Here is a 16,402-nt window from a genome sequence, read left to right on the forward strand (position 1 = left end):
TCCTTATTTCACGACTGGCATTGAGTAGTTCCGGTCGTCATGGCGACAGAGGGTTTTGCACTGATGGAAGACAACCGCAAGAAAGCACTTAACGCAGCATTGGGCCAGATTGAGCGTCAGTTTGGTAAAGGCGCTGTGATGAAAATGGGTGATCAGCCCCGCGAGGCGATTCCTGCGGTTTCCACCGGTTCCCTGGGGCTGGACGTTGCTCTCGGCATTGGTGGCCTGCCATACGGTCGTATCTGTGAAATCTATGGTCCTGAAAGTTCCGGTAAAACCACGCTGACCCTTCAGGTCATCGCTGAAGCGCAGAAGCAGGGTAAGACCTGTGCGTTTGTGGACGCCGAGCATGCCCTGGATCCGGTCTACGCCGAAAAGCTGGGCGTAAACGTGGACGATCTGCTGGTTTCCCAGCCGGACACCGGCGAGCAGGCGCTGGAAATTTCCGACATGCTGGTTCGCTCCAATGCAGTAGACGTGATCATTGTCGACTCCGTGGCCGCGCTGACGCCGAAAGCGGAAATCGAAGGCGAGATGGGTGACAGCCACGTTGGCCTGCAGGCCCGCCTGATGTCCCAGGCGCTACGGAAGCTGACCGGTAACGTAAAGCACGCCAACTGCCTGTTGATTTTCATCAACCAGATTCGTATGAAGATTGGCGTGATGTTTGGCAGCCCGGAAACGACCACCGGTGGTAACGCACTGAAATTCTACTCGTCTGTACGCCTGGATATCCGTCGTATTGGCGCGGTGAAAGACGGTGACGAGGTTGTCGGCAACGAAACCCGTGTGAAAGTGGTCAAGAACAAGGTTTCGCCGCCGTTCCGTCAGGCCGAGTTCCAGATCATGTACGGCAAGGGCATCTACCACATGGCCGAAGTGCTCGACATGGGCGTGAAAGAAGGCTTCGTAGATAAGTCTGGCGCCTGGTACGCGTACAACGGCGACAAGATCGGCCAGGGCAAGGCCAACGCCTGCAAGTTCCTGGAAGAGAACATGGACATGGCGACCGAAATCGAAGCCAAGGTCCGTGACAAGCTGATGCCCAAGCCGGAGAAGAAAGAGAAGGTGGCTGAGGCAGAGACTGAAGCTAACGGTGAGCTGCTTTAACTGAGTTAACCGACATTGGTGCTTTAACCGAAACCAGGGGAGGGCTATGGCTGACACAAAGCGACTGCTGATTGTTGCCCATGCGCCTTCCCCGAATACCCTTAAACTCCGGGATGCGGTGTTTCAGGGCGCCAGCCACGACGATATCGAGAATGTCGAAGTGACGGTTCGCGCGCCACTGGAGGCCGGGCCGGAGGATGTACTCGCCTGCGACGCCATCATCCTGGGCACCACCGAAAACCTCGGCTATATGAGCGGGGCGCTGAAGGACTTCTTCGACCGCAGTTATTACCCCTGCCTTGAGAAAACCCAGGGCCTGCCCTTTGCCTACTATATCCGCGCCGGCCAGGACGGCACCGGAACCCACCGTGCCATCGAAAGCATCACCACGGGTCTGCGCTGGCGGCGCATTCAGGATCCGTTAATCTGCCGTGGTGAATTCCAGGCTGGTTTCGAGGATCAGTGTCAGGAGCTAGGGCTTTACGTGGCGGCGAGTCTCGATGCGGGGCTCATCTAGCCGGAGCGGTTAAATGAGACTGCTAGCTGGCGAACCGGCTGTATAGCCCTTCAATCCGGGACAGGGCATTGTCCACGGTGCGTGAATAGCCTTTCTTGTCCAGGCAGTAACTGAACTGCACACTGACCCGGTAACCCGTTTGAAACGGCTGACACTCCACCACCTTGGCACCAACCCGGGATTCCCGGATGTATTTGCCGGCGAAGTCCATGAACAGCCGGGCGCCGGGCTCCACCGGCCTCGGGCAAAGCACGGCCATGCCGTAGCGGTTCAGGTCGAGACAGGTCACGGGAGTCGTCTGCTTGCCCCGGCCAAAGAAGCCGCGCTCCCTTAAATGAACCTGAAGGCAAGATGCTGGATAGCGATCTTTGATTCTGCGATCTGTTGAATCACTCGTCATAGAAAAGCGTCCATTGCGTGTCTTGTCTTTTTTATTGGCCGGTTAACCACGGCTTGGGGATAACCGGGAAGGGAAGTTTAGTTCCAGTGCGGTTGTCTGAAAAATGACCGATTGCAAAACTGTGAACTGGGTGGCACTTCGGTAAGGGCTTGCCATGGCGACAGAAATCTTTGGCACACACGCGACAGGGGCCGCTCCAGAATCTACAATGACCGGCCAATGATTCAACCGTTACAGGACCGCACCTTGAAGTCACTGTCTCTGCACCAGCTATACAAAGCCTGTGTTCTGAAAGAGTTACCGTTTAAAACGACCCGGCAATTGAAGCCCCTGGCCGAGATTGTCGGGCAGAATCGGGCCCAGGAAGCCGTGCGTTTTGCGCTCGCCATGCCCCATGGTGGTTACAACGTCTACGCCGTCGGACGAAACGGGCTGGGTAAGCGAACCATGATGCTGCGTTATCTTGAGCATCATGTGGACACCAAGCAGAAGAGCCATGACTGGTGCTACGTGGCGAATTTTGAGGAGCCCCGGGTTCCCCGCCTGCTGCAGTTGCCTGCCGGAAAAGGCACTCAGCTGAAGCAGGATATGGAAAAGCTGATGGCCCGTTTGGTCAAGGTAATTCCGCAAACCTTCGACAGCGACAGCTTCCTTGAGCGTTCTGAGCAGCTCAAGAATGAGTACGCAAAAATGCAGGAGGATGAGCTGGAGAAAGTGGCGGCTCAGGCCAAGCGCAAGAAGGTCAGCCTGACGGTATCGACACCTGGTGGCTATCGCCTGGTGGCGATGAATGGTGAAGAGCCCCACACTGCGGAATCTTTCCAGGCGCTGACTGATGCGCAGCGCGACAAGTTTGAGGATTCCATCAACCGGCTCGAAAAGAAGCTGCGGGCGGCCCTACGCAAGCTGGCGGACTGGGAGCAAGAATACGCAGACAAACAGCAGGCCCTGAATACCGAGACGCTGGAAGGTATTTCCGGGCATCAGATCGACGAGTTAAAAGAGAAATACAGTGACCTTCCGGACGTGGTGTCTTTTTTTGAAGCGGTACGCAAGGATCTGGCTGAAAACCTGGACATCTTCCTGGATGACGACGACGAGCAGGCGGCCATCGCCTATGCCTCCCTCGACAAGAAGATGCCCCGTCGTTACCTGGTGAACACGCTGGTACACCAGAAAACCAATGAAGTGCCGGTGGTGGTGGAAGACAACCCCAACTACCACAACCTGTTTGGCTACGTGGAAAATGTCACCTACAAGGGCACGGTGTTTACCGACTTCTCCTTGATCCGGCCTGGCAGCCTGCATCGTGCCAACGGCGGTTATCTGCTTATGGACGCGATCAAAGTGCTGGAGCAGCCCTACGTCTGGGATGGCCTGAAGCGAGCGCTGCGTTCCAAGTCCATCCAGATCAATTCCCTGGAGCGGGAGCTGACCCTGTCAGGCACTATCTCCATTGAGCCGGAGGCGGTTCCCCTGGACGTTAAAATTGTCCTGTTCGGTGATCGTGAGACCTGGATGCTGCTGCAAGAGTACGATTCCGAATTTGCAGAGCTGTTCCGGATTACCGCTGATTTCGAAAACGAAATGTACCGGTCGGACGACAGCCAGCTTCTGTACGCCAAGTTCATAGCCAGCCTGGTTAGCGAGAAAGAGCTTCTGCATTGCTCCAATAAGGCCGTTGCCCGGGTGATTGAGCACAGTGCCCGTATGGCCGAGCATCAGGACCGTTTGTCCCTGCACGCGGCCGATATCGCCAATTTGCTGCGGGAATCCGATTATTGGGCCCGTCAGGCCGGTGCCAAGCTGATTCAGGACACCCACGTTGAGCGGGCCCTGGAAAGCGCGAAATACCGCAGCAGCCGTATTCGCGACCAGTTCTACGATTCCATTCGCGATGGCTCGACGCTGGTGACCACTCACGGCACCTGTGTCGGCCAGGTTAATGCGCTCTCGGTGCTGTCGACTGGCGGTTTCGAATTCGGCTTGTCCAACCGTGTCACCGCGACCTGCTACTATGGAGATGGCGCGGTGATGGATATCGAGCGCGACGTCAAACTGGGCGGCAACATTCACTCCAAGGGCGTGATGATCCTCAGCTCATGGCTGGCCTCGCACTTTGCGGTTACTGATCCCATGCACCTGTCTGCCAGCCTGACGTTTGAGCAGAATTATGGCGAGGTGGATGGCGACAGTGCTTCCCTGGCAGAGCTCTGCGCCCTGATCTCGTCATTGGCGGAGATTCCGGTGCGCCAGGATCTGGCGATTACCGGGTCGGTAAACCAGTTTGGTGAGGTTCAGCCGATTGGCGGGGTAAACGAGAAAGTGGAAGGCTTCTATACCACCTGCCAGCTCAAGGATGGCCTGACCGGCACCCAAGGCGTGATTGTGCCCAGCACTAACGTTCAGAATCTGATGCTGGACAGCGAAGTGGTTCAGGCCGCTCGCGAGGGTAAGTTTGCGGTGTACGCTGTCAGCCGTCTGGAAGAAGCGGTTACCTTGCTGCTGGGCATGCCTGCGGGCAAAGCCGACGACAAGGGCAGGTACCCGAAGCAGAGCGTTTTTGGCATTATTCAGCAAAGGCTCGAGAAGATGCGCGAACATGAGCGCCAGGAGCACAACCGTGATGACCACAAAGATCCGTCAATTCACTGACCGGACATCATAAGAAAACGGACAGGAGAGAACACACAGATGACTGATATCCAGCAGACCGTATACGTAGTAGAGGATGATGAGGCGGTTCGTGATTCACTGGAACTGCTGCTGAAATCCGACGGCAAGCCGGTGCAGACCTTTGAGAGTGCTACCAGCTTTCTTAAAGAGTATTCCGACAAGATGGCTGGCTGCATCGTGCTGGATATCCGCATGCCCGGCATGGACGGCATGGAATTGCAGAAGAAGCTGAACGACAAGCATTCAATTCTGCCCATCATCTTCGTCACCGGTCACGGCGATGTGCCCATGGCGGTGGATGCCATGAAAGAGGGCGCGGTCGATTTTATCCAGAAGCCGTACCGGGAAGAAGCGCTGCTGGAGAAAATCGAAGCGGCACTGGCGCAGGACCTTGAGCAGCGCAAGACCCTGGACGAAAAGCAGGAAATCATTCGCCGCGTGAAAAGCCTGACCCCCCGTGAGCATGAAATCATGGATCGAATGATTGCCGGGCAAGCGAACAAAGTGATTGCGATCGAGCTTGAGATCAGCCAGCGCACGGTGGAGATCCACCGTTCCCGGGTCATGCACAAAATGGGTACCCATTCACTTGCGCATTTGGTCCGTATGGTCTTGTCCGTAAAGGACCTTATCGACGCCCGTTGATCCAGGCGGCATCATACGGAGACGTTTTTAACCGGCTCCCTTTATATGACTGAAGTTGTCAGTGAGAACTCGGAGGTGACGGTTCTGCTTGTGGATGACAATCCGCAGAACCTCAAAGTCCTCTATGAGACCCTGAAAGACAAAGGCTATCGCCTGCTGATCGCCAACGAGGGCCAGAAAGCACTGGACCTCGCCCACCGGCATCAGCCCGAAGTGATCCTGCTGGATATCATGATGCCCGACATGGACGGCTATGAGGTGTGTGAACGCCTCAAGGCCGACCAGGCGACCGCTGACTGTGCGGTTGTATTTCTGTCGGCGTTGGATGACCTGCAGGCCAAGGTGAAGGGTTTCTCGCTGGGTGGTGCCGACTACATTTCCAAGCCCTTCCAGTCCCTTGAAGTGATCGCCCGGGTAAAGACCCACGCCCGTGTCATTCGGTTGGAGCGCGAACTTCAGGCCCGTAACCGGGAGCTGAAGGGTGATCAGGCCCGCATCCTGAACTCGATCAGCGAAGGTATTTACGGCCTGGACGAAAACGGTGTCATCGAGTTTGCCAACCCTGCTGCGGCGCAGATCATGGGGTGCCCGGTTGAGGAGTTGATCGGCCGGAATTTCTTCGAGACCCATTTTGCTACCTGCCAGGAAGGCCAGGACGGTTTGCCTGGCCACACCACCTGTAGTCAGGGTGTGGCTGAAAACAAGCGCAACATCCGGATGCTGCGTATGGACGGCAGCGGTTTCCCCGCCCAGTACCGGTCTACTCCAAAGCTGGACCAAGGCGAGTTGCACGGTGCCGTGGTGGTGTTCGACGACATTACCGCCGAACTGCAGAGCGAGGCCGCGCTGGAAGAGGCGCGGGCACTGGTGCAGGAGCAACGAGATCAGCTGGCTCATGCCTCGCGTCTGACCACCATGGGCGAGATGGCAGCCGGCTTTGCCCATGAGGTGAATCAGCCGCTTACCGCGATCACCAATTACGCGCGTGTGTCCAAGCGCATGATGGCCAAGGAAGAGCCGGATCTCGGGCTGCTGGGTGAAACCCTGGATAAGATTGAAGCCCAGTCACACCGCGCCAGTGAAATTATTCGCCGTATCCGTCGATTCATGAAAAAGCCGGCCACGGGCAAGGAAGTCATCTCGGTACCGGCGCTGCTGGAAGATACTCGCCAGTTTGCCGAAGTGGATATGCGCAATAACGAGGGCGGCATTGATCTGTCAGTCCCGAATGATCTGCCTGACGTGACCGCTGATCCGATCCAGGTTCAGCAGGTTGCTCTCAATCTGATCCGAAATGCCCTCGAGGCCACCCGAAGCGCCGACGCTTCGATTCCGGTGCATGTGAGTGCTGAGCTCTTGGGTTCCAGCTGTGTCCGGGTGCAGGTGCGGGATCACGGCATTGGTCTGCCAGACGACGCCGAGGACAAATTGTTCCTGCCGTTCTACACCACCAAAGACGAAGGCATGGGGATCGGCCTGGCAACCTGTCGGTCGCTGATTCAGGCCCAAGGCGGTGATATAGGCTTTGAGCGTCCAGAAGGTGGTGGCGCCTGTTTCTATTTCACGTTGCCGGTTGCTGGCTCCTCAGGCGCTCCCTGTGCCCCGGAGCAACCGTCAGGATTTGAACAGGGCTAACCTTTCGGTTAGAGCCATTCAATGCGGCCGCTTAGGTGCGGCGCATTGCCCTGGGCATTCAGTAGTTGAAAGTCCCACCCGGATTCACCTGTCCGCCAGTTCAATTGCGCCGTTCCCGGCAGCAGTAATGGTTTCTTGAACTGGCAGCTGATCCTTACCGGGCCTGGTCGCCAGTCCTTTTGCTGTTCCAGCATGGCCAGCGCCTGAGCTTTACTCCACATCCCGTGTGCAATGGCTTTGGGGAACCCGAAGGCCCGGGCAGTGACCGCGTGCATGTGAATAGGGTTGCGATCACCGGAGACGCCAGCGTATCGGCGCCCAGTTGGCTCCGGCGCGTTGATGCTGACGGTGTTGGGGTAGCGCTCAAGTTCGGGTGGCGGGGACTTCTTTGTGGTGGTGCTGGCGGTTCCAGATCCTCGGGACAGGATTACGCTGGACTCCTCCCACACCATTTTCCCGGCCGAGTAGGCCTCGGTAATCAGGTCAAACTCCAGGCCCCGGCTGGTGTGTTCCTTGGCGCCCAGTCGCACCCGTAGGTCCATGATTTCACCGCGTCCTATAGCTCGATGCTGGGTGATGGTGTTGCGAAAGTGCACCAATCCCAGCAGGGGTAAGGGGAAGCGCTTGTCGGTCAGCAGCTTCAATTGCAGCGGAAAAGCCATAACATGGGGCCAGGTAACGGGCACCCGTATGCTGGTTTGGAAACCACAAATTGCCTCGTACCGGGTCAGGGTTTCGTTTTCCGTGCTGGCGCCAATCAGTTCGGCTGGCAAGGAGGGCAGGGCAATGCCACCGTTATCCTTGAGGTTCTTCGGTGCCAGGGCTCTGGCGTAAAGGGGTAGTAGTTTCGGTGGCTGACGGTAATAGATCAGGGGATCTGCCATGTCGTTATTCTCCTGGCTTGAATCATGCCTTTTGAGTAAATTCGCATCTGATCGCTTCTTTTCTTAACACATGGGTACCAGTCCCTATTTTCATTCTGGTACAACTGTGCGTCCGTGGCCTGATATGCTCTAATACCAGACGTTAGCCTGCGAACATTTATATTACAGGTTTCAACTCTGGCAAACCCAGCCGGATCAGGCATTGACCCGGCGTGCACGGCCGACTGTCCGGTGGGTCAAAGTGGTATTTGATAAATAAGAAAGCGGGATCGTATGCAGGAACTTCGTGACGCGGGAGTGATGTTGCGCCTGATCTATGAGGCGATGAAGCGAAAGGGTGTTGATACCGACGCTATATTTAGTCGTTTGGGTGTTGATGAAGCTTATGTCTACACCGAACAGCTGCGTACACCCCACAGCGCCCAGCTGTATTTCTGGCAGGCGGTGGAAGACGTATCCGGTGATCCGGATATCGGGTTGCACCTGGGTGAACTGCTGCCTGCCTACAAGGGCCAGGTACTGGAGTATCTGTTCCTGAGCAGTCCCACCTTTGGTGAAGGCCTGCGACGTGCGCAGAACTACCAGCGTTTGCTCAGCGATGCCGCGAATACGGATTTCTTTATTGAAGGCGATGATGCGTGCATGGTTCTGGATGCCGCCTCCGACGAGGTCAGTCGTCTGAAGCATTTCAATGAATGCTTCGTGCAGGGTGTGATCATCTTTTTCCGCTCGATTACCAACAACTCGTTTTATCCGTCCCGGATTGAATTCGAACACGAACGAACGGAACGACAGGCGCATGTTGGTGAGATTCTTGGGTGCGAAGTGGTGTTTGGAGCCGAGGAAAACCGGCTCTACTTTCCGGCAAAACTGTTGGCCCATGCGTCGCCCCATGCCGAGCCGGAACTGCTGGATTTGCACGAGCGGTTCGCCAGTGAGCAGGTCGCGCGGCTGGAAAAAAGGGACATTGTTGGTCAGGTCGAGCGTATTGTTGCCGAGTTGTTGGACAGTGGTGAGGTCACTCTGGACGCGGTTGCCGGGCGACTTGAAATCAAGCCGAGGACCTTGCGTACACGGCTGACGGAGGCGGAAACCAGTTTTAATCAGGTACTGGCAGACTTCCGCTATCGACTGGCACGTCAGCTTCTCGCGACCACCGACGAGTCTATTGACGAGATTGTGTATCTGACCGGATTTTCCGAGCCCAGCACGTTCTATCGCGCCTTTAAGCGGTGGTCGAATATGACCCCGATTGAGTACCGGAAAACGGCGCAGGGCAGGGACGCGATGGTCGCCGCGATGTAGTAAATCTGTGGCGAATATGCAGCAAAGACGGATTCCGAATATTTTTTCGGAAAAAGCGTTGACATAAATAAGGGCGTCTTTATAATGCGCCCTCGTTGTCACAGAGCAATCACACCCTTGATTGCGCAGTCCAATTAGGGCGAGACGTGATGACCAACGCGGAGCGGTAGTTCAGCTGGTTAGAATACCGGCCTGTCACGCCGGGGGTCGCGGGTTCGAGTCCCGTCCGCTCCGCCATTTTTTCCCCTCCCTGCTTTGCTTTTTTCTCTGTTTTATCTTTCTTAGCGTTTACCTCATCCTGTCATTTGTTTGTCATCACTGTGCTTCAGTGTTTGCTCTCGTGTGTTGTTAAAAACGGGAGTGACTTATGTTGGATTACGAGGAAGAGCTGATTGAAAGCCAGTTCGAAGAGTTTGACGACGACGATGGCTGTGACGACGCCACCGAATTCTAACTGCCGGATCTTAGCTGTTGCCGGTGTTCGCCGGGGCTGATTGCAAACCAGCGCTTGTAGGCCTTATGGAACGCCGCCGGATTGGCAAACCCCAGTAGCCAGGCAATCTCTGCCAGCGAAGTGTCCGTCTCCCGGATGTATTCGGTGGCCAACTGTTTCCGGGTATCATCGACCAGTTCTCGAAACCTTGTGCCCTCAGCGCTCAATTGCCGTTGCAGTGTCCACGGCGCCACGCCCAATTTAGTTGCGACGATATCCAGCCCCGGGCTTTCGCCCCGGAACAAGGGCGGTAGCAAATGCCTGACCCGGTCAGCTGTCGTCCATCCCCGGCGTATTTGTTGCAGTTCCCGCTCACAGATTTCCACCAGTTGCTCATGCATGGCCGGTTGCGCATTCAGGGGCGCCTGCGCCCAAGGCTCGGGTTTCACCGTGATGCTGTTCTCTTCCGCGCCGAAATGCACCGGGCATCGGAACCAGCTTTCAAATAGATCGTCCTGACCGATGGAGGGGTACTCGATGGTAATCCGTTCAAGCACCTCGTACCGGTTGGTCATAGTGCGAACGAACTGAGTCCACGCCGCCAGAACCGAATCCACCACAAAGTAGTTGAATGCGTTGTAGGGTCGGATCGAGTAGAACAATACTTGCCGATCCCCGGAACGCACAGAGGGGGCGCCACGGCTGTTATGACTGGACAGGGTGGAATAGCGCACCAGGGTGGACAGAGCCGCTCCCACGGTGGGCGCGCATTGGCCTGCCAGTCCGGCAATGCCGGTATCGACTGGGCGGGTCAGTGCGCCCATGCGCAAGCCCAGAGCGCGGTTGCCAGTTTGAGCAATGGCGGCGTGCCCGAGTCGCATATAGCGTGGAATACTGATGCGGGCAACTGGTGAGGTCAGGGTCTCGTTGCTCAGCCGAAAATTAGATATCAGTTGTTCGATATTGACGCCTTCTGCCGCGGCAGCTCGCAACAGTACCGAGGCGTATCGAACGCTGATATCGCCAAGGGCATTTTGGCGTTGTGGGGGTGGCGACGGTCGTGTGCTCATAGGGGCTCATAAATAGATGCTGTCTGACATGTCATTTCAGGATAACAGAATGTTATCCCCGGATATTGTTGATCGCAAGCTCGCCGGGTAGCTTAGAGCCACACAAAAAGCCGGGCCCTTGAAGGTCCGCCCCTGATGAGCATGAGGAGATCACCATGACCGCAACCGCCACGCCAGGCGTCGCCAAATACCCGAACCTGCTTGAACCGCTTGATCTAGGCTTTACCAAATTGCGCAACCGGACCCTCATGGGTTCCATGCACACGGGTCTGGAAGAGGCCAAGAACGGCTTCGATCGCCTTGCTGCGTTCTACGCGGAGCGGGCCCGTGGCGGCGCTGGCCTGATCGTGACCGGCGGTATTGCGCCAAACGTTGAGGGTGGGGTTTTCCAGCACGCGGCCAAGATGACCGGTCAGGACGAAGTCGAGCAACACAAGATCATCACCCGCGCTGTGCATGAGGCCGACGGTAAGATCTGCATGCAGATCCTGCACGCCGGGCGCTATGCCTATTCGCCGGAGCTGGTTGCGCCCTCTGCCATCCAGGCACCGATTAACCCGTTCAAGCCCAACGAGCTGGACGAGGCGGGCATCGAGAAGCAGATTCAGGATTATGCCGACTGCGCGGCCCTGGCCCAGGACGCCGGCTATGACGGTGTCGAGATCATGGGCTCTGAAGGTTATTTCATCAACCAGTTCATTGTCTCCCACACCAACCACCGCACTGACGGCTGGGGTGGCAGTTACGAAAATCGCATTCGCCTGCCTCTGGAAATTGTTCGCCGGGTTCGCGAGCGCGTTGGCGAAAAGTTCATTCTGATTTACCGGTTGTCGATGCTGGATCTGATTGAGGATGGCAGCACCTGGGAAGAGGTGGTTCACCTGGCCAGGGAGATCGAGAAGGCCGGCGCGACCATCATCAACACCGGCATTGGCTGGCACGAGGCGCGGGTACCAACCATTGCTACCTCGGTGCCCCGGGGCGCCTTCACCAAGGTGACCGCACGCCTGAAAAGCGAAGTCAGCATCCCGCTGGTCACTACCAACCGTATCAACATGCCAGACGTGGCAGAGAAGATCCTGGCCGAGGGTGACGCCGACATGGTCTCCATGGCTCGTCCGTTCCTCGCCGATTCGGATCTGGTATTGAAGGCCGCCGAGGACCGGGCCGATGAAATCAACACCTGTATCGGTTGCAATCAGGCCTGTCTGGACCATACCTTCAGCGGCAAGCTGACCTCGTGCCTGGTTAACCCCCGTGCTTGTCACGAAACCGAGCTGACCTGGGTGAAAACGGCATCACCGAGGTCGATCGCCGTGGTCGGTGCCGGTCCTGCGGGCCTGGCCTTTGCTTCGGTCGCCGCCGAGCGTGGCCACAAGGTCACCCTGTTCGACGCTGGCAGTGAGATTGGCGGTCAGTTCAATGTCGCCAAGCGTATCCCGGGCAAGGAAGAGTTCTACGAAACCCTGCGCTATTTCCGGGTCATGCTGGATAAGCATGGTGTCGATGTTCGGCTCAACACCCGGGTCGATGTCGAGGATCTCAAGGCGGGCGGCTACGACGACGTAGTTCTGGCGACCGGTGTTCACCCGCGTACGCCCGAGATTGAAGGTATCGATCATCCGAAAGTCATCGGTTACCTCGACGCACTGCTGGAGCGTAAGCCGGTCGGTCAGAAAGTCGCCGTTATCGGTGCCGGTGGTATTGGTTTCGACGTCTCCGAATTCATCGTCCACAAGGGTACTTCAGCGGCCCTGGACACTGGCCACTTTATGCGCGAGTGGGGTGTGGATCTCAGTGTTGAGCACCGTGGCGGTATCAAGGGAGTAACACCGGAAGTGCCGGAGCCGGCCCGAGAGGTTTACCTGCTGCAGCGCAAGGCCTCGAAAGTGGGTAAAAATCTGGGCAAGACCACGGGCTGGATTCACCGGACGTCGTTGAAGAACCGTGAGGTGCAGATGGTGCCGGGTGTCAGCTATCGCAAAATTGACGACGAAGGCCTGCACATCACGGTAACACCCAAGGGCGCAGAGCAGGGCGAGGACCGTTTACTGCCCGTGGATACCATCATCGTCTGTGCAGGTCAGGAGCCCCTGCGTGAGTTGCAAGGCGGGCTGGAAGCTGCTGGCGTTGCCGTGCACCTGATTGGCGGCGCGGATGTTGCGGCTGAGCTGGATGCCAAGCGCGCTATTGATCAGGGCAGCCGCTTGGCCGCCGAGCTGTAAGGTTCTGTGTGAGCGCCGGTGGATTTTCGCGGCGCTCACAAAACGTTGCAGTTTTTCCCTGTGCACAAGAGATTGACTGACTAGACTGTTAGCCGAAGTCTGCCAGTTTGTTGAGCCGCCCTTGTTGAATTACATTGGCGGTTCAGCCAGCACCGCATGCGTTGGAACATTCCGTGTGGTTTCGACGTGTTGGTGGTATATCTTGTGATATTTGGGGAGTAGTAGATGGTATCTGCCGACCAGTCGACGGACGGTTACGCGGCGGTGTTTTTCATGGACGAAGGTCAGGTCGTCCGCCAGATGCGCGCCAGCGAGTTTGGTGCGTTCCTGGATGGTTACGTGGGGCTGTCGGACCTCGCGGAAACCGATGTTAAGGCCGTGCTGGTTGAGCTGGACCCGGAGCTACGTGTCCAGGCGCTGGTGTTTTTCCGCATCTGGTTCGATGAAGAAGGGCGGGCGGACGCCAACTGGAACGTTCCCATCGAAGACCTGGCCAAACGGGGCGCCAAAGGCCCCGATCTGGGTGGTGGTGCCATACGGCTGGTGTGCCGTAGCCAATGCCCGGAACCGCGGCTCGCCGATGAGCTGTGGGATCCTGATATGACCCCCGGTAAAAACCACTTTCAGGCCCTCCGCAAGGCCGTTGATGGCAATTCCCTGAAATTTCGCAAGATTGAGCCCCAGCGCGACGAAGATATTCCGGTTCTCAGTGCCGACTCCGATGCCCCTGAGGATGACGAGGATTCAGGTAATTCCGCCGATCGCGTGCGTCTGGCCCAGGTCATCCGTGAGCAGCGCCTGCGAATCAAGACACTACAGAGTGTTCACCGTGACACCATGTCTGATCTCCAGCGGGAGCACCGCCTGGAGCAGCAGGCTCTGCGGGGTGAATTCGTCGAGCTGGAGCAAAAGTACGAGCGCCAGCGCCTGAGCAATGAGCAGCTGAAGAAGCGGCTGTCAGAGCGTAATGAACAATATCTGACGATGCAGGAGCAGATCGCGGCGGGCGGTGAAAACAAGGAGAGGGAAGACGCCAATGCCAATGCCGAGATGGTGTTGTTCCGAGAGCAGCTGGATCGGAAGCAGCGTGAGCTGGAGCTCCGCGACGACCGGATTGTGGCGTTGGAGCAGGAGAATCACGACCTGAGAAATCAGGAACCGGTCGAAAATTCGATTATGGATCACCTCAAGAAGCAGTCGGTGTTTCTGGTGGCCTATCAGCCCGGTGCCGGCCATATCACCCTGAAGTTCGAAGACATCAACACCTATTTTGCCAACCCGGTGAGCTACGCAGCCCAGCGGTGCGGCATGAATGAACCTGCCTATCGGGACTGGCTTGAGCATTACGAGCATCCTGTCTGCCGGCATGCCGCGAAGGATGGTAGCCCCTGTGACGAGCCGGTTATGCGCATCAGTCAGCCTGGGGAATTCCGCCCGGGTGTCGACGATCGTTGCGAGCAGCACAAGGCCTGACCTCGCGATCTTTTTTCAGTATCCGGGCGACTTTCGTTAAACTGTGAGCCAGATTGTTACGGGGCTCCTGAATTTGGCGGGCCCCACCGCATCCCGACACCACAGGAAGCCTCATGGATCAATTCAGGAACATTGGCGTTATTGGCCGAATGGGTAGCGTGAAGGTGGTCGAATCCCTGCGCCAGCTCAAGCAGTACCTGATCACCAATAATTATCACGTCATACTGGAAGAAGACACCGCGGGTATGCTGCCTGGCCACGGACTTCAGGTGGCCAGCAAGAAGCTGCTGGGCGAAATCTGCGATCTGGTTATCGTGGTAGGTGGCGATGGCAGTTTGCTGGGTGCCGCGCGTGAGCTGGCCAAATCGAAGATTCCTTTATTGGGCGTTAACCGTGGTCGGCTGGGCTTTCTGACCGACATTTCGCCCTCGGATCTGGAAGAGCGCCTGGGTAAGGTGCTGGAAGGCGAGTACATCGAGGAGACTCGCTTCCTGCTGGACGGCAATGTTGAGCGCAATGGTCAGCCACTGGGCTTCGGCACTGCGCTAAACGACGTTGTCCTGCACCCGGGCAAGTCCACCCGGATGATTGGCTTTGATCTCTTCATCGATGGTCACTTTGTTTACAGCCAGCGCTCGGACGGCCTGATCGTGGCTACCCCTACCGGCTCCACCGCATACTCGCTGTCTGCAGGCGGCCCGATCATGCATCCCAAACTGGATGCCGTGGTTTTGGTGCCGATGTTTCCCCACACTCTCAGCAGTCGCCCCATCGTTGTTGATGGCAAGAGCGAGATCAAACTGGTGATCGGGGAGACCAATGAAACCTATCCGCAAATCTCTTTCGATGGCCAGATGAACATTGCCTGCGCGCCTGGTGACATCATTCGTATCACCAAGAAGCCGTTCAAGATCCGCCTGATTCATCCGACGGACCACAATTTCTACGCCACCTGCCGTGACAAGCTTGGCTGGGCAAGCGACATTTCATCGAGTTGATCATGGCTGTAAACAGACAAGCCGCACACCGCGGTTACGACATCATCGGCGACATCCACGGCTGCGCCTACACCCTGATCCGGTTGCTGGAGCAGATGGGCTACCGCAAGGTGAACGGGGTGTATCAGCACGATCGCCGTCAGGCCATCTTTATTGGCGATATCATCGACCGGGGGCCAAGAATTCGCGAAGCCCTGCATCTGGTTCGCGATATGGTGGAACATGGCTCCGCACGGATAGTGATGGGCAACCACGAGTACAACGCCCTTGGTTACTGCACCCGGGCTCGTTCCGGCAGCGGCAAGAAGTGGCTGCGAGAGCACACCGCCCGTCACAACCGGCTGATTCGGGAAACGCTGGATCAGTTCGATGACCATCCCCATGAATGGAACGAATTCCTGGAGTGGTTCTACACCATTCCCCTGTTTATCGAGGAAGAGGGTTTCCGGGTGGTCCATGCCTGCTGGGATGGCGACCTTATTGAGAAATTCAAGCGAGTTCAGGGTGGCGCCTGTATCGATGAAGATTTCTTGCATGCCTCAGCGGCTATCGAATCCTTTGCCGGGCAGGTGATGGACACCTTGCTCCGTGGCACTGACCTGCGCTTGCCGGAAGGAACCAGCATCACCGGTCGGGACGGCTATGTCCGGGAATTCTTCCGGACCAAGTTCTGGGCCGACGACCCCGAGACCTACGCCGATGTGGTGTTCCAGCCGGATCCTCTGCCTCCGGAGGTGGCACGCAAGGTATTGACGGACCAAGAGCGGAAGCAGTTGATCAGCTATCCACTGAACGCGCCGCCGGTCTTCGTTGGCCATTACTGGATGGAGGGCGAGCCGGCACCGCTGAAGGGCAATGTCGCCTGTATCGATTACAGCGCGGTCAAGTACGGACGGTTAGTGGCGTATCGCTTTGATGGAGAGGCGGTTCTCTCCCCGGACAAGTTTGTCTGGGTGGATGTGTCCCGCCCCGAGCAGTTGGGCTACCCCAACATGGAAGACAGTGTTGAGCGTTAACGCCGATAATGTCTG

13 protein-coding genes and 1 tRNA gene are annotated in these 16,402 nt (G+C 57.1%); 11 read left to right on the top strand and 3 right to left on the bottom strand.

Features of this window, described 5'->3' with window-relative positions; all coding sequences use genetic code 11:
• Positions 1–63: 63 nt before the first annotated feature.
• Together recA and QUE89_RS05700 are read left to right on the top strand one after the other, a co-directional pair.
• Positions 64–1,110 carry a recombinase RecA gene (gene recA / locus QUE89_RS05695; protein ID WP_286222827.1) on the top strand — a complete coding sequence of 349 codons (1,047 nt, stop codon included), beginning with the start codon at positions 64–66 and terminating at the stop codon, positions 1,108–1,110.
• Positions 1,111–1,156: 46 nt separating this feature from the next.
• Positions 1,157–1,627, top strand: coding sequence for a flavodoxin family protein (locus QUE89_RS05700; protein WP_286222256.1), 471 nt, complete (start codon positions 1,157–1,159; stop codon positions 1,625–1,627).
• 22 nt (positions 1,628–1,649) lie between these two features.
• Here the strand turns inward: QUE89_RS05700 and QUE89_RS05705 are convergent, their stop codons facing one another.
• The gene (locus QUE89_RS05705; RefSeq protein ID WP_286222257.1) at positions 1,650–1,916 is read right to left on the bottom strand and encodes a PilZ domain-containing protein; all 267 of its coding nucleotides are present in this window, start codon (positions 1,914–1,916) and stop codon (positions 1,650–1,652) included.
• Positions 1,917–2,273: 357 nt separating this feature from the next.
• Between QUE89_RS05705 and QUE89_RS05710 the strand changes: the two genes are divergently transcribed.
• Genes QUE89_RS05710 through QUE89_RS05720 form a run of 3 tightly spaced genes read left to right on the top strand, consistent with a single transcriptional unit; the run spans position 2,274 to position 6,983 of the window.
• Positions 2,274–4,682 carry a Lon protease family protein gene (locus QUE89_RS05710; RefSeq protein WP_286222258.1) on the top strand — a complete coding sequence of 803 codons (2,409 nt, stop codon included), beginning with the start codon at positions 2,274–2,276 and terminating at the stop codon, positions 4,680–4,682.
• A gap of 39 nt (positions 4,683–4,721) precedes the next feature.
• Positions 4,722–5,348 carry a response regulator FixJ gene (gene fixJ, locus QUE89_RS05715; RefSeq protein ID WP_286222259.1) on the top strand — a complete coding sequence of 209 codons (627 nt, stop codon included), beginning with the start codon at positions 4,722–4,724 and terminating at the stop codon, positions 5,346–5,348.
• A 45-nt stretch (positions 5,349–5,393) separates the two neighbouring features.
• Entirely contained in the window at positions 5,394–6,983 is a 1,590-nt protein-coding gene (locus tag QUE89_RS05720; RefSeq protein WP_286222260.1) for an ATP-binding response regulator, read from the top strand.
• Positions 6,984–6,991: 8 nt separating this feature from the next.
• Here the strand turns inward: QUE89_RS05720 and QUE89_RS05725 are convergent, their stop codons facing one another.
• On the bottom strand, positions 6,992–7,867 hold the full coding sequence (locus QUE89_RS05725) for a MaoC/PaaZ C-terminal domain-containing protein (RefSeq protein WP_286222261.1): 876 nt from the start codon (positions 7,865–7,867) through the stop codon (positions 6,992–6,994).
• Positions 7,868–8,140: 273 nt separating this feature from the next.
• On the opposite strand from QUE89_RS05725, the gene QUE89_RS05730 reads away from it, so the two are divergent.
• Positions 8,141–9,172 (top strand): AraC family transcriptional regulator, encoded by a 1,032-nt coding sequence (locus QUE89_RS05730; protein ID WP_286222262.1) that lies wholly within the window; start codon positions 8,141–8,143, stop codon positions 9,170–9,172.
• 160 nt (positions 9,173–9,332) lie between these two features.
• Positions 9,333–9,409 (top strand) — tRNA-Asp (locus QUE89_RS05735).
• A gap of 213 nt (positions 9,410–9,622) precedes the next feature.
• Here the strand turns inward: QUE89_RS05735 and QUE89_RS05740 are convergent.
• Entirely contained in the window at positions 9,623–10,675 is a 1,053-nt protein-coding gene (locus QUE89_RS05740; RefSeq protein WP_286222263.1) for an AraC family transcriptional regulator, read from the bottom strand.
• A gap of 155 nt (positions 10,676–10,830) precedes the next feature.
• Between QUE89_RS05740 and QUE89_RS05745 the strand changes: the two genes are divergently transcribed.
• The 4 genes from QUE89_RS05745 (at position 10,831) to QUE89_RS05760 (ending at position 16,387) form a co-directional block, all read left to right on the top strand.
• Positions 10,831–12,900: an oxidoreductase gene (locus QUE89_RS05745; protein WP_286222264.1), complete on the top strand. Its 2,070-nt coding sequence runs from the start codon at positions 10,831–10,833 to the stop codon at positions 12,898–12,900.
• Between the two features lie 225 nt (positions 12,901–13,125).
• Positions 13,126–14,373 carry a DNA repair protein gene (locus tag QUE89_RS05750; protein WP_286222265.1) on the top strand — a complete coding sequence of 416 codons (1,248 nt, stop codon included), beginning with the start codon at positions 13,126–13,128 and terminating at the stop codon, positions 14,371–14,373.
• Between the two features lie 113 nt (positions 14,374–14,486).
• A complete protein-coding gene (locus tag QUE89_RS05755) occupies positions 14,487–15,371 on the top strand; it encodes an NAD(+) kinase (protein ID WP_286222266.1) in 885 nt (294 codons plus the stop codon).
• Positions 15,372–15,373: 2 nt separating this feature from the next.
• Positions 15,374–16,387 carry a metallophosphoesterase gene (locus QUE89_RS05760; protein ID WP_286222267.1) on the top strand — a complete coding sequence of 338 codons (1,014 nt, stop codon included), beginning with the start codon at positions 15,374–15,376 and terminating at the stop codon, positions 16,385–16,387.
• The last annotated feature ends 15 nt before the right edge of the window (positions 16,388–16,402 follow it).

It is taken from the genome of Marinobacter sp. LA51 (assembly GCF_030297175.1).
Taxonomy (GTDB): Bacteria; Pseudomonadota; Gammaproteobacteria; order Pseudomonadales; family Oleiphilaceae; genus Marinobacter; species Marinobacter apostichopi.

What these genes read in the sequence shown, in the direction of transcription:
- recA (WP_286222827.1), top strand. Translation starts at nt 64, where the DNA reads ATGGAAGACAACCGCAAGAAAGCACTTAACGCAGCATTGGGCCAGATT.
- QUE89_RS05700 (WP_286222256.1), top strand. Translation starts at nt 1,157, where the DNA reads ATGGCTGACACAAAGCGACTGCTGATTGTTGCCCATGCGCCTTCCCCG.
- fixJ (WP_286222259.1), top strand. Translation starts at nt 4,722, where the DNA reads ATGACTGATATCCAGCAGACCGTATACGTAGTAGAGGATGATGAGGCG.
- QUE89_RS05720 (WP_286222260.1), top strand. Translation starts at nt 5,394, where the DNA reads ATGACTGAAGTTGTCAGTGAGAACTCGGAGGTGACGGTTCTGCTTGTG.
- QUE89_RS05725 (WP_286222261.1), bottom strand. Translation starts at nt 7,867, where the DNA reads ATGGCAGATCCCCTGATCTATTACCGTCAGCCACCGAAACTACTACCC.
- QUE89_RS05730 (WP_286222262.1), top strand. Translation starts at nt 8,141, where the DNA reads ATGCAGGAACTTCGTGACGCGGGAGTGATGTTGCGCCTGATCTATGAG.
- QUE89_RS05740 (WP_286222263.1), bottom strand. Translation starts at nt 10,675, where the DNA reads ATGAGCACACGACCGTCGCCACCCCCACAACGCCAAAATGCCCTTGGC.
- QUE89_RS05745 (WP_286222264.1), top strand. Translation starts at nt 10,831, where the DNA reads ATGACCGCAACCGCCACGCCAGGCGTCGCCAAATACCCGAACCTGCTT.
- QUE89_RS05750 (WP_286222265.1), top strand. Translation starts at nt 13,126, where the DNA reads ATGGTATCTGCCGACCAGTCGACGGACGGTTACGCGGCGGTGTTTTTC.
- QUE89_RS05755 (WP_286222266.1), top strand. Translation starts at nt 14,487, where the DNA reads ATGGATCAATTCAGGAACATTGGCGTTATTGGCCGAATGGGTAGCGTG.
- QUE89_RS05760 (WP_286222267.1), top strand. Translation starts at nt 15,374, where the DNA reads ATGGCTGTAAACAGACAAGCCGCACACCGCGGTTACGACATCATCGGC.